General features: G+C 66.5%; 16 protein-coding genes. 8 read left to right on the top strand and 8 right to left on the bottom strand.

The features are described 5' to 3' along the window. Window positions 1-101 precede the first annotated feature (101 nt). Both A5780_RS05305 and A5780_RS05300 read left to right on the top strand, forming a co-directional pair. A complete protein-coding gene (locus A5780_RS05305) occupies window positions 102-617 on the top strand; it encodes an ImmA/IrrE family metallo-endopeptidase (protein ID WP_064902748.1) in 516 nt (171 codons plus the stop codon). Between the two features lie 112 nt (window positions 618-729). Continuing rightward, complete coding sequence (locus A5780_RS05300; protein WP_063010007.1) at window positions 730-1,755, top strand: hypothetical protein; 1,026 nt, start codon at window positions 730-732, stop codon at window positions 1,753-1,755. A gap of 194 nt (window positions 1,756-1,949) precedes the next feature. Here A5780_RS05300 and A5780_RS05295 read toward each other — a convergent pair whose 3' ends face one another. Both A5780_RS05295 and A5780_RS05290 read right to left on the bottom strand, forming a co-directional pair. Next, window positions 1,950-2,366: a helix-turn-helix domain-containing protein gene (locus tag A5780_RS05295; protein WP_014348820.1), complete on the bottom strand. Its 417-nt coding sequence runs from the start codon at window positions 2,364-2,366 to the stop codon at window positions 1,950-1,952. A gap of 358 nt (window positions 2,367-2,724) precedes the next feature. Continuing rightward, window positions 2,725-3,891, bottom strand: coding sequence for a steroid 3-ketoacyl-CoA thiolase (locus tag A5780_RS05290; RefSeq protein ID WP_063010005.1), 1,167 nt, complete (start codon window positions 3,889-3,891; stop codon window positions 2,725-2,727). Window positions 3,892-4,104: 213 nt separating this feature from the next. Here A5780_RS05290 and A5780_RS05285 point away from each other — a divergent pair, with 213 nt between their 5' ends. Then, window positions 4,105-5,289 (top strand): cytochrome P450, encoded by a 1,185-nt coding sequence (locus tag A5780_RS05285; protein WP_051757275.1) that lies wholly within the window; start codon window positions 4,105-4,107, stop codon window positions 5,287-5,289. An 85-nt stretch (window positions 5,290-5,374) separates the two neighbouring features. Here A5780_RS05285 and A5780_RS05280 read toward each other — a convergent pair whose 3' ends face one another. The 4 genes from A5780_RS05280 to A5780_RS05265 form a co-directional block, all read right to left on the bottom strand. Continuing rightward, entirely contained in the window at window positions 5,375-5,797 is a 423-nt protein-coding gene (locus A5780_RS05280; protein ID WP_030518658.1) for a nuclear transport factor 2 family protein, read from the bottom strand. A 103-nt stretch (window positions 5,798-5,900) separates the two neighbouring features. After that, a complete protein-coding gene (locus tag A5780_RS05275; RefSeq protein WP_062962009.1) occupies window positions 5,901-7,067 on the bottom strand; it encodes a thiolase domain-containing protein in 1,167 nt (388 codons plus the stop codon). Further along, window positions 7,064-8,098, bottom strand: a complete 1,035-nt coding sequence (locus A5780_RS05270) for a thiolase domain-containing protein (protein WP_063010001.1) — start codon at window positions 8,096-8,098, stop codon at window positions 7,064-7,066. The genes A5780_RS05275 and A5780_RS05270 overlap by 4 nt, the downstream gene beginning before the upstream one ends. A gap of 12 nt (window positions 8,099-8,110) precedes the next feature. Then, entirely contained in the window at window positions 8,111-9,121 is a 1,011-nt protein-coding gene (locus tag A5780_RS05265; protein WP_063009999.1) for a Zn-ribbon domain-containing OB-fold protein, read from the bottom strand. 118 nt (window positions 9,122-9,239) lie between these two features. On the opposite strand from A5780_RS05265, the gene A5780_RS05260 reads away from it, so the two are divergent. From A5780_RS05260 to A5780_RS05240, 5 genes are all read left to right on the top strand, one after another. Beyond that, window positions 9,240-10,277 (top strand): LLM class F420-dependent oxidoreductase, encoded by a 1,038-nt coding sequence (locus tag A5780_RS05260; RefSeq protein WP_064907847.1) that lies wholly within the window; start codon window positions 9,240-9,242, stop codon window positions 10,275-10,277. Between the two features lie 30 nt (window positions 10,278-10,307). After that, window positions 10,308-11,849 (top strand): acyl-CoA synthetase, encoded by a 1,542-nt coding sequence (locus tag A5780_RS05255; RefSeq protein WP_064907846.1) that lies wholly within the window; start codon window positions 10,308-10,310, stop codon window positions 11,847-11,849. A 295-nt stretch (window positions 11,850-12,144) separates the two neighbouring features. Next, on the top strand, window positions 12,145-13,794 hold the full coding sequence (locus A5780_RS05250; RefSeq protein ID WP_063009991.1) for an acyl-CoA synthetase: 1,650 nt from the start codon (window positions 12,145-12,147) through the stop codon (window positions 13,792-13,794). A gap of 245 nt (window positions 13,795-14,039) precedes the next feature. Beyond that, window positions 14,040-15,029, top strand: a complete 990-nt coding sequence (locus A5780_RS05245) for a sigma-70 family RNA polymerase sigma factor (RefSeq protein WP_063010019.1) — start codon at window positions 14,040-14,042, stop codon at window positions 15,027-15,029. Window positions 15,030-15,252: 223 nt separating this feature from the next. Continuing rightward, window positions 15,253-16,680, top strand: coding sequence for an MFS transporter (locus A5780_RS05240; protein ID WP_064907845.1), 1,428 nt, complete (start codon window positions 15,253-15,255; stop codon window positions 16,678-16,680). 48 nt (window positions 16,681-16,728) lie between these two features. On the opposite strand, the gene A5780_RS39765 is transcribed toward A5780_RS05240, so the two are convergent. Further along, window positions 16,729-16,872 (bottom strand): hypothetical protein, encoded by a 144-nt coding sequence (locus A5780_RS39765; RefSeq protein ID WP_156511190.1) that lies wholly within the window; start codon window positions 16,870-16,872, stop codon window positions 16,729-16,731. 249 nt (window positions 16,873-17,121) lie between these two features. Further along, window positions 17,122-18,006, bottom strand: a complete 885-nt coding sequence (locus A5780_RS05235) for a LysR family transcriptional regulator (protein WP_064907844.1) — start codon at window positions 18,004-18,006, stop codon at window positions 17,122-17,124. Window positions 18,007-18,065 lie beyond the last annotated feature (59 nt).

Here is an 18,065-nt window from a genome sequence, read left to right as displayed (position 1 = left end):
CGGCTCCGGTGTGATGAGCTTTCGCAGTGCCTCGGCGGCGCAGGCACGCCTCGACGCCGCACGGGCGGAATTCTTCGGACCGAGGGCCTGAGGGGCGCGGAATGATCGAGAGCCGGACTATTAAGACAGGCCGCTCGTATCGCCGCGTCGCCGTCGCCGTCGACGCGGTGTGCGCGGTCGCCGCCGATTTCGACGCCACCACGTTGGAGGAGGTGGTCCTCGCGATCTCCGCCGAACGCGGCCGCCTGATCGAAATCACTGATGCCCGGCTGGGGCCGGGTGTCTGCGGTCAGCGCCGCAGCTATCCGGACAAGGATGTGATCGTGCTGGCCACGGCCCTGCCCAGTCGCGACCACACCCTCGCACACGAACTGGGACATGTGGTCTTCGACCATCCCGGTGAACCGACCGCCGAGGTCATGCTCGAGGCCGGCGACGACCTGATCGCCTACATGTTGTCCCAGCGTGCGCATCAGCGGATCGTCGACGACGGTCGAAACCAGCAGTACGAGTGGGAGGCCGAGACCTTCGCCGGCATGTTGACGACCCGCCTACGCGTATTCGACAACCGTGGTTCCGGCGTCTCGGTGCTCCGATTCGACGAGGCACTCGGATGACCGAGGGGACCGGAGGCGGCAGCGTGCGTAAACATGTAGGACTGCTCGGTCATCCGCAAAAGGCTCGGATGACGGTGCATGCCGGTCATCCGACGAAAGGGAAGGGTTGGTGATGATGTTCTCGTTGACGGCCCTGTTGGTGTGGATGGCGGCCAGTGCCCGTATCGGCCGCGTCCTGGTGAAGCCCCCGACCACGGCCCGGATGGCGATCGTGATCGCGGTCGCGGCGGTGGGCGCCGCGGCCACACTCGGCGTTCCGGAAACCGCGGTCGCGGTGGACCACTCACGGCCGCAAGGAATCAACGGTCAGGCTCTGGCCGACCGGCTGGTGGCGGCGACCTGGCTGCTGTTCGCTGTGGCCACCTCGGTGGTGGCGGCTGCCGCCTGGCCGGTGGTCTCGCGTCGAAATCTGCGTCAAATCGCTTGGGCGGTATACGGTTTCGGCGCCTTCCTCATCGCCGCCACCATCGGTTGGTCGATCCTGTTCGGCTGGGCCATGACGCTGCTCGGATGTGTCTTCATCGCGGTGACGGGTCTGCGCAATCTGGACTGGACGGCGTTGGGGCGCGGTATCGCGCTCTACACCGCGGGCACCATGGCCACGGGAGTGCTTGCCGCACTATCGATCCGGCGGCTGACGGTCGGTGCACAACCGGTTCCTCCCGGCGAGCCGGGGTGGTTCTGGCCGGGCTGGCAGCTCGCGAGTCTGCTGATCGCGGGCGGCGCGGTATGGATCGTGATCGAGCGGTGGATGCGGGCGCGGCTGCTGCTGCGACAGATCCGAGCCCTGCACCGGACCATGATCAAACGTTTTCCCGAGGTGGTGGCGCACGAGCAGACGGTGTCGGTCACCGAGCTCAAGGCGTCCGACCAAGTCGCTCAGATCATGGACGCACTATATCTGCAGACCGGCGGCGGTATGGAACTGGCGGCGGCGGGGGTGCCCGCGCGTTCGGTCACCGAACGCGCGGAACGGGTGGCCCGTTGGGCCCGCAATCCGCTCGGTGACGAGATCGTCGACGCCCGCTGGATCGCACCGCCGGAGGGATTGAGCCCGCGCGGCTGGGTGCAGGCGATCGCCCGCGCCTTCGAGCGCACCGCGGTCGACCGGAAATCAGCTGTCGCACAGGCGGATTGACCATCGATGCGGCCGGACCGATTGGGCGGGCGGTCCTATCGCGCAGCGCAGGGTCGTATTGCGCAGCGCAGCGTGAATCGCACAGCGCAGCGTGAAATGCACAGCGAAGACCGAAGCGTCACCGCTTCGGTCTCAGGTCACAAGACAACACAGTGCGGTTCCGAGTGCCGCACTGTGTTGCCTTGTCCGACTTGCTATTCCGTGCCGTCCGGTGGAACCTCGGGCAGACCTTCACTCGCCCGGAGCTTTTCGGCCATCGAGGTCAGGAGGTTCTGCGATTCTTCGGAGAGATCGAACGCCCTGCTCGACAGCCGACGCAGTCCATAGCCCTGCAGCTGGGACAGCAACTCCAGATCATGGTCGATCTTGGCGGCGTAGATGTCGTTGAAGAAGTAGTCCGGTTTGACCTTGAAGAACTTTGCCAGTGCGGCAACCGTTTCATCTGAGGGGTTCGTCCGCTGACCCGACCGCAACTGCGAGAGATACGGTTTCGAGATCGGATGCCCGGAGGCGGTGAGCGCTGCCGCCACCTCGGCATTGGTGTGCGGCTTACGCCCCGGGGGATGTACGGTTTCGAACAGCTTGTTCAGCCGCGCCGCGAAATCAGCCATTGTGAGCCGCCCAATTCCCTTCGCTGTACTAACAGTCGTTATCTCGGATACGTATCATTGATATTAGCGGCTGAGTAACTGAAAACCTACGCCTGATTCAGGATTTCCTTGAAGCTTCCAGGTCGGCCGTCCGGGAACCGTTCAGCGTCGGCGCGTTTGCGGGGCACCGCACCCTCACTGGTCGAGGGGCAGTACGCTCCGGTTCTGGCCCGTCGAACGAGTCTCGCTCAACGGGCCATTGATAACCGGAAGATAGCTGACATCTCATCCTTTTGTCTGTATCGCAGTTTGTGTGGCGTACGACACGTCTCGGACCTGTGAGGATGAACGTTCAACTACGGATGAAATCTGTTCGGTATTACAACCGCTCGATGATTGTTCCGGTCGCAAGTGCGCCACCGGCGCACATGAGGACCATTGCGATCGACTTGTCGGAGCGTTCCAGCTCGTGCAGGGCGGTGGTGATCAACCGCGAGCCGGTGCTGCCGACCGGATGTCCGATCGCGATCGCGCCGCCGTTGACGTTGACCCGGTCCATATCCGGCTTGTGCACCGACGCCCACGACAGCGGGACCGAGGCGAAGGCCTCGTTGATTTCGAAGAGGTCGATATCGGCGATGCTCATGCCCGACTTCTCCAGCAGCCGCGTCGTCGCCTGTACCGGGCCGTCCAGGTGGAACTCCGGCTCGGCGCCGACGAGGCACTGGGTGACGATGCGCGCCCGCGGCTTCAGTCCCGCACGCGCGGCGGCCTGTTCGTCCATGAGCAGCACCGCGGCGGCACCGTCGGAGATCTGCGACGAGGTGCCGGCGGTGTGAATTCCGCCCTCCAGCACCGGCTTCAGCTTCGCCAGGCTCTCCCGGGTGGTCTCGCGCAGTCCCTGGTCGCGGTTGACGTCGAGCGTCTCGCCGGTGAGGGTGCCCTCCTTGTCGACCTGCGGCGCGCCGGCGATGGTCAGCACCTCGCGGTCGAAGCGCCCCTCCGCCCAGGCCTGCGCGGCCAAACGCTGTGAGCGCACGCCGAATTCGTCGATATCGTCGCGGGTGATGCCGCGCCGCTTGGCGATTCGCTCGGCCGCCTCGAACTGGTTGGGCATATCGATGTCCCAGCTCGCCGGGCGGCGGGGCCCGGCGTTCTCGCCCACGTTCGCGCCCAGCGGGACGTGGCTCATGGATTCGACGCCGCAGGCGACGCCGATGTCGATCGCGCCCTGGGCGATCTGCCCGGCGATCAGGTGGTTGGCCTGCTGGGCGGACCCGCACTGGCAGTCGACCGTGGTCGCGCCCACCTGCCAGGGGAGTCCGGCGTGCAGCCATGCGGTGCGGGTGACGTTGTTGCCCTGCTCGCCGACCTGCATGACGCAGCCGCCGATGACCTGTTCGACCAATGCCGGATCGAGCTGTGCGCGCTCGAGGACGCCGCGCTGCGCGGCGCCGAGCACCTCGGCGGCGTGCAGGCCGGCCAGCCAGCCGTTGCGTTTGCCGATCGGGGTGCGCGCGGCCTCGACGATGACGGGGGTGCCCATAACTTCAACCTTTCGAACAGGATCCGTATCAGCACAGAAACTGGAACAAGTTCTGTGGATGTACTGAGGGCGGACTATGGCTTCTTTACTACTGATACCACCTATGCTGCAATGAAGGTAGAACGTGTTTCAGTTAGTCGAAGGAGACAACTGGTGGTTGACACCCATGTAGCTCCGAACCTCCCCGAGGGGTTCGACGCCACAGATCCCGATATGTGGGCCCGCGGCATTCCCGTCGAAGAGTTCGCGGAGCTGCGCCGGGCCGCGCCGATCTGGTGGAACCCGCAGTCTCCGGAGGTCGGAGGGTTCCACGACGACGGCTTCTGGGTTGTGTCCAAGCACGCCGATGTCAAGGAGGTCTCGCGGCGCGACGATTTCTCCACCTACGAGAACACCGCGATTCCCCGCTTCAACGACGACATCCCGCGCGAGGCCATCGAGCTGCAGCGCCACATTCTGATCAACAAGGATGCGCCCGAACACACCAAACTGCGCAAGCTGATTTCCAAGGGCTTCACCCCGCGCGCGATCAACGGTCTGCGCGCGGAGCTGTCCGCCCGCGCCAAATCGATCGTCGACGCGGCCGCGGCCAGCGGCGCCGGCGACTTCGTCACCCAGGTGGCCTGTGAGCTGCCGCTGCAGGCGATCGCCGAACTGATCGGCGTCCCGCAGGAAGACCGGATGAAGGTCTTCCAGTGGTCCAACGAGATGACCGGCTACGACGATCCGGACACCGATGCCGACCCGGCCGCCTCGTCGATGGAGATCCTCGGCTACGCCTGGCAGATGGCGGAGGCCCGCAAGGCGGAACCGGCCAACGACATCGTCACCGCTCTGGTCAATGCCGATATCGACGGTGAGGCGCTGACCTCGGAGGAGTTCGGCTTCTTCGTCATCCTGCTGGCGGTCGCCGGAAACGAGACCACCCGCAACGCCATCACCCACGGCATGATCGCGTTCCTGGAGAACCCGGAGCAGTGGGAGCTCTACAAGCGCGAGCGGCCGGCCACCGCCGCCGACGAGATCATCCGCTGGGCCACGCCGGTGAGCTCGTTCCAGCGGACCGCGCTGGTCGACACCGAACTGTCCGGGGTGCAGATCAAGAAGGGCCAGCGTGTCCTGCTGATGTACCGCTCGGCCAATTTCGACGAGGAGGTGTTCGAGAATCCGTACACCTTCGACATCACTCGCGATCCGAATCCGCACCTGTCCTTCGGTGGTACCGGCGCGCACTTCTGCATCGGCGCCAACCTGGCCCGCCTGGAGATCGACCTGATCTTCAATGCCATCGCCGACCATCTGCCCGATATCACCAAGCTCGGCGACCCCAAGCGTCTGACCTCGGGCTGGCTCAACGGCATCAAGGAATTCCAGGTCGACTACAAGACCAAGGCCTGATTCGCACCCTGAACACGGACAGGGCGGGCACCCATCGGGTGCCCGCCCTGTTGTTCGTGCGGCCCTCGTTTCGTGCCGCACTGCCTCACTGCTTGCGCATGGTCCCCATCGCGCGATCGGTCTCCCAGAACGCGCGCAGTGCCACGATCTTCCCGGCGTCGTCGACCTTGTAGGTGAAGACGCCCTCGGCGTCGATGACGTGTCCGCCCAGCTGCGTGCGGATCAGCCCGGTGAAGGCCACCTCGCTGCCGCAGGCGAAGGAGTCCCCGAAGAGGAAGTCGATGGATTCGGTGGGGGCGATGGCCTTGTCCCAGAACGCCGCGATGGCCTCGTGGCCGCGGTGGCCCACGCCCTCGGGGTCGAAGACCGAGGGGCCGATCGGGTCCTCCACGATGCCGTCGGTGGCGAACAGTGCCAGCCACGCGTCCTTGTCCCGGGCGCGGACCGCGGCCTGTGAGGCCCGTCCGGCGAGGCGTGCCGGATGTTCGGTGGTGGTGGTAGCGGTCATGTCGAACTCCCGGCTCGGCGGTATCGGCGAATTTGCTGATGGAATTGCAAATGTGCTTTCCGCCGACAATCCGGTCACCCGGAAATGCCGGCGGAATTGCGCGTCACCGTGGTTCCGAGCCCACTACCCACATCGAGAAGTACTGTGATCCGCCACCATAGGCATGGCCGAAGGCTTTTCGAGCACCCTCGACTTGGTAATCGCCGGCCCGGCCCATTACCTGCTTGGCCGCCTCGGCGAAGCGGATCATGCCGGACGCGCCGATCGGATTGGAACTCAACACGCCGCCCGAGGGGTTGACCGGCAGCTTCCCGCCGATCTCGGTCTCACGCGCGTCGACCAGCTTCCAGCCCTCGCCCTCGGGGGTGAAGCCCAGGTTCTCCAGCCACATCGGCTCGAACCAGGAGAACGGGACGTAGATCTCGGCCGCATCGATCTCCTCGAGCGGATTGGTGATCCCGGCCTGCTTCCACAGTGCGGCCGCGGCGTCGCGTCCGGCCTGCGGATTGACCTGGTCGCGGCCGGAGTAGGCCAGCGGTTCGGTGCGCATGGCCGTGCCGTGCACCCACGCGACCTTCTTACCCGACGCCTCGGCAGCCTTCGCCGACTCCTCGTCGCCGATCACGATCGCGCACGCGCCGTCGGAGGACGGGCACGTCTCGTCGAAACGCACCGGATCCCAAAGCATTTGGGACGCGAGTACCGATTCCATGGTGATATCGGGCTGGCGCAGGTGGGCGAACGGATTCTTCGCGCCGTTGCGGCGATCCTTCACCGCGACCATCGCGCCGATGTGCAGGGGAGCGTTGGCCCGGCGGATGTACGCGCGCACGTGCGGCGCGAAGTATCCGCCCGCACCGGCGCCGACCGGCATCGTGAACGGCACCGGATTCGACAGCGCCCACATCGCATTGGATTCGGACTGTTTTTCCCAGCAGATCGCCAGCACCCGGCGGTACACACCGGCCTGCACGTGGTTGGCGGCCACGACGCCGGTCGAACCGCCGACCGAACCCGCCGTGTGCACTCGCAGCAGCGGTTTTCCGGTGGCGCCCAAGGCATCCGCCATGAACAGCTCGGGCATCATCGAGCCCTCGAACAGATCCGGCGCCTTACCGACGATCACCGCGTCGATATCGGCCATCGTCAGATCGGCATCTTCGAGTGCGCGATCGATTGCCTCGCGGCACATACCGGCCATCGAGACATCGGTCCGTTTCGTCACGTGATGGGTTTGTCCCGTGCCGAGTACGGCGGCTTGCTGCGTCATCGTCCTGCCTCCAGGATCGCCACCAAGTTCTGCTGCAACGCCGGACCACTGGTGGCGTGTGCGAGGGCTCGCTCGGCGGTGCCGTTCATGATTTCGTTGGCCGCGTAGCCGATTCGTTCCAGACCTGCGGCGAACATCGGGTTGCCCGCCAGCGCACCACCCGAGGGGTTGATGCGGGTGGACTCGCTCAGCCCGATGGCCTGCTTCAGGATCAGCTGTTCGTGGCTGTAGGTCGCATGCAGTTCGGCGACATCGAATCCGCTCGCATCCCCGCCGAGCACCGCCTTGGCCGCGGCCGTGGTGGAGGGGGAGGTGGTCAGATCGCGGGCGCCGATCATCGGGGTGTCGATGCGATGCGCCATGCCGGTCAGCCACGCCGGCCGCTCGCACAGCTCGCGAGCCTTGTCGCCGCGGGCCAGCACGATCGCGGCGGCGCCGTCGGTGATCGGCGCGATGTCGTGCTCGCGCAGCGGATTCGCGACATAGGGTGCGGCGAGGCGCTTCTCGATCTCGGCGTCGTCGGCGGCCGAGACCGCGGCCATATCGCGTTCGGTCCAGTTCCCGGCGTCGAGTCCGGCCCGAGCCTGCAGTCCGGCCACCGAGACCGCATCCGGCCACAGCGGGGCGACCAGGTAGGGATCCATCTGCATCGTCAGCACCTGCCGCAGCGTGCCGGCCGAAGGCTTGCCGAAGCCGTAGACCAGGGCGGTCTCGGCCTGTCCGGAGCGCAGCTTCACCCACGCCTCGTACAGCGCCCAGGCGGCGTCCATTTCGACGTGCGATTCGTTGATCGGCGGCACGGCGCCGATCGAGTCGATCGCGGAGATGAACGAGAAGGCCCGTCCGGCAAGGTAATCGGAGGAACCCGAGCACCAGAAGTCGATATCGGACACGCCGATGCCGAGCTTGTCGTACAGCTGCCGGAAGCACGGGACCAGCATTTCGACACCGTTGGTGGTGCCGTAGGTTTCACGGACATGCGGGGCGTGGGCGAAGCCCACCACCGCGATATCTGTAGCGTTGTCGCTCAAGGTGTTTCGCTCCTAGAGGTGGTGCCGGTAGCTGTCGTAGTCCGCGTCCGGCTCGCCGTTGGGCTCGAAGTGGTCCACGTTCTCCAGCGTGTAACCCCACTCCTCGCGCGGCTTCCACACCGCCTTCACGCGCATACCCATGCGGACTTCGCTGGGATCACAGCCCAGCACCCGGTGCAGCACCGGAATATCGGCGCCGTCGAGCAGTACGTACGCGGTGACGTACGGCGGCTTGATCTTCTGTCCCATGAACGGCACGTTCACGATGCAGAACGTGGTGATGGTGCCGGTGTCGGGCAGGTCGACCATCTCGTCGGTCGGACGGCCGTCGATCGGGTCGGCGCCGCGGGGCGGGAAGTACACCTTGCTCTCGGCGTCGGCGCGACCGCCGATCAGGCGTCCCTCGGCCAGCGCCTTCAGATACCGCGTCTCGGTAGGCGAGGCAGTGTGCTTGTACCGCAGGTCGATGGGAGTGACGATGCCGGTGACCGGCTCGGCAGCATCGGCATCCGACGAGGTGGAACCGGCTGGGGCCGAGGAGGTCTCGCCCGGTTCGACACAGGCTATGTCGTGGATGCTGCCGGTGCGTTCGGCGGCCCAGCGCACCCGCACGCGCAATCCGCTGTGCACCTCGTCGGGAGACGACACGTCGAGAGCGTGCAGCACCGCCGTGTCGGCGCCGTCGAATTTCACCAGCGCCCAGGCGAAGGGGCGGTCGAACGGCTGGCCGGGCAGCGGATCGGCGACCCAGCTCCAGCTCTGCACCGTGCCGACATCGGAGACGTCGACGAAGTCGGTCAGCCGCTCCGCGGTCACCGGATCGAATTCCGCCGGCGGCACGATCACCCGGCCGTCGCTGCCGCGGACGCCGACGATCCGGCCCTCGCGCAGCCCGGTCAGGAACCGGCCGATGGTCGGTCCGACCGATCGGGTGTAGTCGAACTTCATTCGTAGTTCGGCGCTGAGTACCTCGGGTGCGGGTTCCGCTTCCGGACCGCTGCCTTTCGCGATTACGCCGGTCATGGTGTTCCCATTGGTCACGATATCGAGTAGAACAGGTTCTTATTCTGGTGGCAAGGGCTACCTGGAAAGGTGTCCGGCAACGGGCTCGGTGAAACGGGCTGGGCGGAAGGAGTCGACGATGCGGTTCGGATTGCAGCTCGGATATTGGGGTGCGGGGCCGCCGCCCAACGCCGGGGAGTTGGTGGTGGCCGCCGAGGAGGCCGGATTCGACGCGGTGTTCGCCGCCGAGTCCTGGGGTTCGGATGCCTTCACGCCACTGGCCTGGTGGGGTTCGTCCACGCATCGGGTCCGGCTCGGGACGTCGGTGGTGCAGCTGTCCGCTCGCACCCCCACCGCGACCGCGATGGCCGCGCTGACCCTCGATCACCTCAGCGGTGGCCGCCACATCCTGGGGCTGGGCGTCTCCGGCCCGCAGGTGGTGGAGGGCTGGTACGGCCAGCCCTTCGCCAAACCGTTGCAGCGCACCTGCGAGTACGTCGGGATCATCCGCCAGGTGCTGGCCCGGGAGGCGCCGGTGGTGAGTCAGGGCGCGCAGTACCGGCTGCCCTACGACGGGCCGGGTTCGACCGGCCTGGGTAAACCGCTCAAGCCGATAACCCACCCGCTACGTGCGGATCTGCCGATCTGGCTCGGCGCCGAGGGGCCCAAGAACGTGGCGCTCACGGCCGAGATCGCCGACGGCTGGCTGGCGATCTACTACACCCCGCGACTCGCCGGAATGTACGACGAATGGCTCGACGAGGGGTTTGCCCGGCCCGGTGCCCGGCGTTCTCGGGAGGACTTCGAGATCGCGGCGAGCTGCCAGGTGATCATCACCGACGACGCCCGCGCCGAAATCGATCGGATCAAGCCGGTGATGGCGCTCTACATCGGCGGCATGGGCGCCGAGGAGCTGAACTTCCACGCCCAGGTCTACCGGCGGATGGGTTACGGCGCCGAGGTCGACGAGATCACCAGATTGTTCCGCTCCGGCCGCAAGGACGAGGCCGCCGCCGTGATCCCGGACCAGCTGATCCTCGACACCGCCATCATCGGCGACGAGGACCATGTGCGCTCCCAGCTGAAGGTCTGGGAGGCGGCGGGTGTCGGAATGCTCCTGGTGACCGTTCGCGACGTGGCGCAGCTGGACCGTCTCGCCCCCCTTGTTCAGATGTAGAACACGTTCTAGATTCGAGGAGTGACTTCGATGGAGCCGGCGCAGAAGCTGGGACTGTGGAATATCGCTGCCACCGACCCCGATCGGATCGCGGTCGTCGATCCGTCGGGGCGGGAGGTCAGCTACCGGGAGTTGTCCGACCAGGCCGACCGCATCGCAAGAGGCTTGCAGGCCAAGGGGTTACAGCCCGGCGATGTGCTGGTGTCGATGGTGCACAACACCACCGATGCGCTCGGCGTGTACTTCGCGGCCTATCAGGCCGGGCTGTACATCGTCGCGGTGAACTGGCATCTGACCGGTCCGGAGATCGCCTACATCCTCGGTGACAGCGAGGCGAAGGTCTTCATCGCCGACGAGCGTTTCGCCGAAGCCGCGACGATCGCCGCCGACGAGGCGAATGTGCCTGCGAGCGCGCGCTATTCGGTGGTCGACATCGCCGGGTTCCAGCCCCTGGCCGAGCTCGGCGCGGGGGAGTCCGGACGCCCCGACGTCCGGACCACCGGTGCGCCGATGCTCTACACCTCGGGAACCACCGGTCGTCCCAAGGGCGTTCGCCGCCCGCTGACCGGCGCCGATCCGGATGTGGTGGGCCCGCAGGCGACCGGCTTCTTCGGACTCTTCGGCATCCAGCCCTTCGACGACCACGTGCACATCTGCGGTTCGCCGCTCTATCACACCGCCGTGCTGAACTTCGCCTCCATCTCGATTCAGCTGGGGCACAAGGTGGTTCTGATGGACAAGTGGGATCCGGAGGAGATGCTGCGGCTGATCGACACCCATCGGGTGACGCACAGCCATATGGTCCCCACTCAGTTCCACCGCCTGCTCGCGCTCCCGGAGGAGGTGCGGGCGCGCTACGACGTCTCCTCGCTGCGGTGCATGATCCACGGCGCCGCGCCGTGCCCGCAGGAGACCAAGCGCAGGATGCTGGAGTGGTGGGGCCCGGTCGTCACCGAGTACTACGCGGCCACCGAGGGCGGCGGCACGTCGATCTCGGGCGAGGAGTGGTTGCGCAAGCCGGGTTCGGTCGGCAAGGCCTGGCCGTACGCGGTGGTGAAGGTGCTCGACGAGCAAGGCAACGAGGTCGCGCCCGGCGAGGTCGGCCAGGTGTACATGAAGATGGGCGGCTCCAACTTCGAGTACCACAAGGACAAGTCGAAGACCGAGGATGCGCGGGTGGGCGATCTGTTCACCGTCGGCGACATCGGGCACATGGATGCCGACGGCTATCTGTTCCTGCACGACCGGCGTTCGGATCTGATCCTGTCCGGGGGTGTGAACATCTATCCGGCCGAGATCGAGGGTGAGTTGATCACCCACCCCAAGGTCGCCGATGTCGCGGTCTTCGGTATCCCGCATCCGGATTGGGGTCAGGAGGTGAAGGCCGTCGTGCAGCCGGCCGAAGGAGTCGCGGCCGACGACGAGCTGACCCGGGAGCTGATGGAGTTCGCCGCGGCTCGCCTGGCGAAGTACAAGCTGCCCAAGAGCATCGACTACCTGCCCGAACTGCCGCGCGATCCGAACGGCAAGTTGTACAAGCGCAAGCTGCGCGAGCGTTACGTGCCCGCGTAGCCGCAGTCTCGCCGATCGAGTCCGGACGCCCTTTCCGTCCTGCCCTGTGTGGGGCGTCCTCGGTCGCGAGCGCCCAACGGGGTCGAGGCCCGTAGGAGGCAGCGAAGCGTCACCACGCAGGGCCTCCCCGTTGGGCGGATGCGACACTGCCCTCGAGCCCGCCCGGTTGTGACCGGCGGGCTCGTCGGCGTTGCAGAATACGCGTTTCGGCGAAACCCACTGCCGATTCGGCCGAATTAGTAAACTGTGTAAATCAAGTCTTGTCAGGCGTAAGAACACGTTCTATTTTGGTCCTGTGAGCTACAACATAGCGGACCTTGTCGAACACACCATCGACCTCGTGCCGGACCGTGTCGCGCTGGCCGACGACGTCCGCTCGGTGACCTATGCCGAGCTGGAGGATCGGGCCAACCGATTGGCGCACTACCTGCAAGAACAGGGTGTGCAGCCGGGTGACAAGGTCGGCATCTACTCGCGCAACACGATCGAGGCCGTGGAGGCCATGGTCGCGATCTTCAAGGCGCGGGCAGTAATGATCAACGTGAACTTCCGGTACGTCGAGAACGAGTTGCAATACATTTTCGACAATTCCGATATGGTCGCGCTGATTCACGAACGTCGCTACAGCGACAAGGTGTCGGCGGTGCGACCGAACACGCCGAAGCTGAAGACGGTCATCGCCGTGAACGACGGTACCGAAGCCGAGGTGTCGCTGCCCGCGGATTCGGTGGAATACGAAGCGGCGCTGGCGGCTTCGCACGGTGAGCGCGACTTCGGTGACCGCTCCAACGACGACATCTTCATGATCTACACCGGCGGCACGACCGGCATGCCCAAGGGCGTCATGTGGCGCCACGAGGACTGGTGGCGGGTGCTCGGCGGTGGCATCAACTTCATCACCGGCGAAGCGATCGAGGACGAGTGGCAGCAGGCCAAGGCCGGCGCCGCCGGCGGCCAGATGGTGCGCTACCCGATCCCGCCGATGATCCACGGCGGTTCGCAGTCGGCGACCTTCCACGGCCTGTTCGACGGTGGCAAGACGATCATGCTGCCGGAGTTCGGCGCCCACACCGTGTGGCAGGCGATCGACCGCCACGGCGTGAACCTCATCTTCATCACCGGTGACGCCATGGCGCGGCCGATGCTGGACGCGCTCAAGGAAGGCCATCCGGAAACCGGTGAGCCGTACCAGCATGCGAATCTGTGGGCGATGGCCAGCAGTGCGGCGCTGTTCTCCCCGGCGCTGAAGGACGAGTTCATCGAGCTGCTGCCGAATACGGTCATCACCGATTCCATCGGCTCCTCGGAGACCGGTTTCGGCGGGCTGTCGGTGGCGGCCAAGGGTGCCACCCATACCGGTGGTCCCCGGGTCAAGATCGACGCCTCCACCGCGGTCATCGACGAGGAGGGCAACCCCGTCGCGCCCGGCTCCGGTCAGGTGGGCGTGCTGGCTCGGACCGGCAACATCCCGCTCGGCTACTACAACGACCCGGTGAAGACCGCCGCGACGTTCAAGGAGTTCAACGGCGTTCGCTACTCGATCCCCGGCGACTTCGCCCGGGTCGAGGAGGACGGCACCGTCACGATGCTGGGCCGCGGTTCGGTCAGCATCAACAGCGGCGGCGAGAAGATCTACCCGGAGGAGGTCGAGGGCGCGCTCAAGTGCCATCCGGAGATCTTCGACGCGCTGGTGATCGGTGTGCCGGACGAGCGCTGGGGTCAGCGGGTGGCCGCGGTCGTGCAGTGTCGCGGCGCCGACCGTCCGACGCTCGAGGAATTGCGTCCGGTGCTGACCAGGGAGATCTCCTCCTACAAGCTGCCGCGCAGCCTGTGGTTCGTGGACGAGATCAAGCGTTCGCCGGCCGGTAAGCCCGACTACCGCTGGGCCAACGAACACGCCGGGTCGCGTCCGGCCGACGAGGAATCCCAGGCCGCGTCGAAATAGCCCCGCAGCGATGGCCCCGCAGAAATAGATAGCTCGCCGAAGTAAATAACCGGCAATCGATATCGCCGCGCCCGGCATAGCACGCCGGGCGCGGCGATTTCGTGTCGCCGAAACGCGGTGAGTTCTGTGCACCGCCGGTCCGTCGAGTGCCATTGCATGGCCGCGGCCTGCTGAGCACGGCGTTCGTGTCGATGCCCCTACTTCCGGGGTGTTTTCTGTCGGTGGCCTGTGCCACAGTGATCCGCATGAGCGAACAAGCTTCCGCCGGCACGGTCGACGACGTGCTGCAGCAATTCGAGAGTTACCGGCGGGAGCTGTGTGCTTACGCCTATCGGATGTTGGGTTCCTCGTTCGAGGCAGAGGACGCGGTTCAGGAGACTTTCACTCGGGCCTGGAAGGCCTACGACTCGTTCGAGGGGCGGTCCAGCCTGCGGTCGTGGCTGTACAAGATCACCACGAACATCTGCCTGGACATGCTGGACGGCCCCCAGCGCCGGGCCCGGCCGATGGACCTGTCCGGACCGTCGAGCCCGGACAGCCCGCTGCCGCCGCCGCAGCCCGATTACGTCTGGGTCGAGCCGATTCCGAACGCACTGGCCTTCGGCGCCGACCCGGCCGAGCACGCCAGCACCAAGGATTCGCTGCGGCTGGCGTTCGTGGCAGCCTGTCAGCATCTGCCGGCCACCCAGCGGGCGATCCTCATCATGCGTGAGGTGCTGCGGTTCTCGGCCAACGAGACGGCCGAGATGTTGATGATGTCGCCGGCCTCGGTGAACAGCGCGCTGCAGCGGGCCCGCGCGACGATGTCGAAGGTGCAGCCCTCGGAGTCGGGCGGCTACGACGAATCCGACGACAGTCAGCGCAAACTCGTCGACGGCTTCGTGCGCGCCTTCGAGGCCTACGACATGGACGCGCTCACCTCGCTGCTGAAAGAGGATGTGGCGCTGTCGATGCCGCCCATCGAGCTGTGGGTCTCCGGTCCGGAGAACGTCGCTCGGTTCATGCTCTCGCCGGGACCCTCGGCCTGCCGGGGTTCGCGGCTCGTTCCCCTGGAAGGCGCCAACGGACTTCCGGCCTTCGGTCAGTACAAACCCACCGGGGAACCCGGGGTCTTCTCGCCCTGGTCGATCACGGTGCTGGAATTCGACGGTTCCGCGATCAGCGGACTGAACTTCTTCCTCGACACCGACCGGTTGTTCCCGCTGTTCGGATTGCCGCCGGAGTTGCGCGACTGATCCGTTCGGGATCGTGCAGGGCCCGCCGGTCGAATGACCGACGGGCCCTTCTCCTTTCGCGGTCGCGGAGATGTCCGCCTCGGAGACGTCATACCCCCAGGGGGTATGACGGGAATCACAGCGGCGTTTCATACCGTGCATATACCCCTAGGGGGTATACAGAACGAGTCGGAAATTCCACGGGCGCAGCGGATGCGCCCGCAACCGAGGAGTGAGGATTTCTATGTCCACTCGGGTATCCACGCCGCCGTCGCGGCGCTGGTTCGCATTGGCGCTGATCGCGCTGGCGCAGTTCATGGTCATCATGGACACCTCGATCATCGGGGTGGCGCTGCCGAAAATGCAGGATTCCCTGGGCTTTTCGCAGGAGGGGCTGTCCTGGGTCTTCAACGCCTACGTCATCGTCTTCGGCGGGCTGCTGCTGCTCGGCGGACGCCTGTCCGACATCTGGGGTGCTCGCCGCGTCTTCCAGATGGGCTGGGTGGTGCTCGGCGCCGGGTCGCTGGTGGCCGGACTCGCCGGATCGCCCGCAATCGAGCTGATCGGCCGGGGTGTGCAGGGAGCGGGCGCCGCATTGATCGCCCCCTCGGCGCTGACACTGCTGATGATGGTGTTCGGGTCGAATCCCAAGGAGCTGACCACCGCATTCGCCTTCTACGCCGCCGCCGCGCCGGCGGGCGGTACCGCCGGCGTATTCCTCGGCGGGCTCATCACCGAGTACGCGTCGTGGCCGTGGGTCTTCTACATCAACATCCCGATCGCCGCGCTGGCCGTCGTCGCGGCCGCGGTCCTGGTTCCCGGCGGAGCGGCCGCGTCCGGCGGTTCGGTCGACGTGCTCGGTGCCCTGACCGCGACGCTGGGTCTGGGTGCGGCCGTCTTCGCAGTCGTCCGTGCGCCAGAGGTCGGCTGGGGTTCCGGATCGACGTGGGGTGTCCTGGCGCTCGCGGCCATCTTGTTGGCGGCCTTCCTGGTGCTGCAGGCCCGTCGCCGGGAACCGCTGATGCCGCTGTCGATCTTCCGTGCGCCGAATCTCGGTGCGGCCAACATGGCTCAGGTCCTGCTGGGCGCGGCCTGGGTGCCGATGTGGTTCTTCCTGAACCTGTATCTGCAGCAGGTTCTCGGCTACTCGGCGTTCCCGTCGGGTGCGGCTCTGCTGCCGATGACCGCCCTGATCATGGTCGGCATGATCGCGGTGTCGCCGAAGTTGTTCGCGCGCTTCGGCGCTCGCGCCATGATCGTCACCGGGCTGCTGGTCCTGGGGGCCGGTCTGGTCTGGCTGACCTTCATCCGGGCCGACGGCAACTTCTGGATCGACGTGCTGCCCGGATCGCTGCTGGCCGCGTTCGGGATGTCGCTGGCCTTCGTCCCGTCGCTGCAGACCGCCATCTCCGCGGCGCGGCCGGAGCAGGGCGGCCTGGCGTCCGGTCTGGTGAACACCGGCTATCAGATCGGATCGGCGCTGGGGCTGGCGGTGGTGACCGCGATCGCCTCGGCCGCCGGAGCCGACCGCATCGGTGACGCCGATGCCCTCACCGACGGGTTCTCCGCCGCATTCGGCGCCGCGGCGGGAATCGCGGTGCTGGCGGCGGCGCTCGGCTGGGCGACCTTCCGGTCGCCGGCTCGGCGTGAGCGAGTGCCGGCGGGTGCGTGACAGCGCGACCGCGTGTGGCCCTCGACCAGGTCGGGGGCCACACGGCTGTCAGTCGATCGCCTTGGCGGTCAGCCAGATCGTGATGACGACCCCGGCCGCCACCGCCATGCCGATGTGGCCGGGGGAGCGCGCGTAGTCGTAGCTCGAGAGTGCCGCGACGGCCGCCAGGACGAACATCAGCAGACGTTTCACCGGGTACCCCCCACCGCTCGGAGTTCAAGCATACGAGAGGCGGAAGTGGTTGCGCCACAGGAGAATACCGCGATCACGTGGTATCGGTATTGCACGATGTTCGCCGGTGACCCCGGGCTCGCGTGGTGCGCGGATAGCTCGGCAAGGCCGAAGCAGCCGCGCCCGGCGCGTCGGCGGATGTCGCGGTGGTGAGACGAATTGGGCCGGCGCGGAACGTCTTCGAATGAGACGGACGCAACGATCAGGTGATCAGTCGGTGACGGTGTGGCAGGCCTCGATGAGTGCCCGTAATTCGGCACGTGGCGGATCGGGCCGCACCGCGAGATAGCTCGGCATCCTCGGCTCCGGGTTGCGCAGAGGACGCCAGACCACGCCCGGGAACGACAAATTCGCCGCCTGGGCGGCGTAGTACACCGTCCAACTCGGCGTGCCGAAGCCGATCGCGGCCAGCGTGTCCTGTTCGGTGGTGAACTCCGGTCCGAAGGCCGGTGCGAAACCGGCCTCCCGGCACGAATCGACGACCAGGTCGTAGAGGGTGGGATTGCGGATGCGGCCGACCAACCGCAGCGGCAACTGCGCGAGCCGCGCGAGATCGATCTCGCGCAATACCGCGAGGTCGTGCCGAGCGGGGATCGCGGCCACCAGGCGGTCGGACCACAGCGGCAGCAGTTCCAGGCCGGGTTCGTCCCGCGGACCGCGCACGATCGCCGCATCCAGTTCCCCCGAGCGCACCCCCTTCACCCGAACCTCGGTGTCCGCGCCGACCAGTTCGAGGTGGGCGTGCGGGGCACGGCGAGCGAAGGCCACGAGAATGTTCTCCAGGCGGGTGCCGAGGCCGGTGCTGGTGCCCAGCCGGATCGTGCCGGTGCGTTCGATGCGCAGGTCGTCGATGGCGGCACGGGCCTGCGCCACCGCGGCGAGGACCTGTTCGGCGTGCGGAAGCAGTCGCCGCCCGCCCTCGGTGAGGCGCACGGTGCGGGTGGTCCGCTCGAACAGCGCGACGCCCAATTCCCGCTCCAGGCGGGTGATCTGCTGGCTCACGGCCGACTGCACGATGTGCAGCCGCACGGCCGCGCGTCCGAAGTGCAGTTCCTCGGCCACGGTCAGGAAGTACTGCAATTGGCGGAGCTCCACGGCGCGAGATTAATCAGTTTCGGTGAACAGTGCCAGCGCGGTTCGACCGTTTTTCGGCG

Source organism: Nocardia sp. 852002-20019_SCH5090214, from assembly GCF_001665865.1.
Lineage (GTDB): Bacteria > Actinomycetota > Actinomycetes > Mycobacteriales > Mycobacteriaceae > Nocardia > Nocardia nova.
Note: the sequence above shows the minus strand (reverse complement) of the source record. Positions and strands in the feature narration are given on the sequence as shown.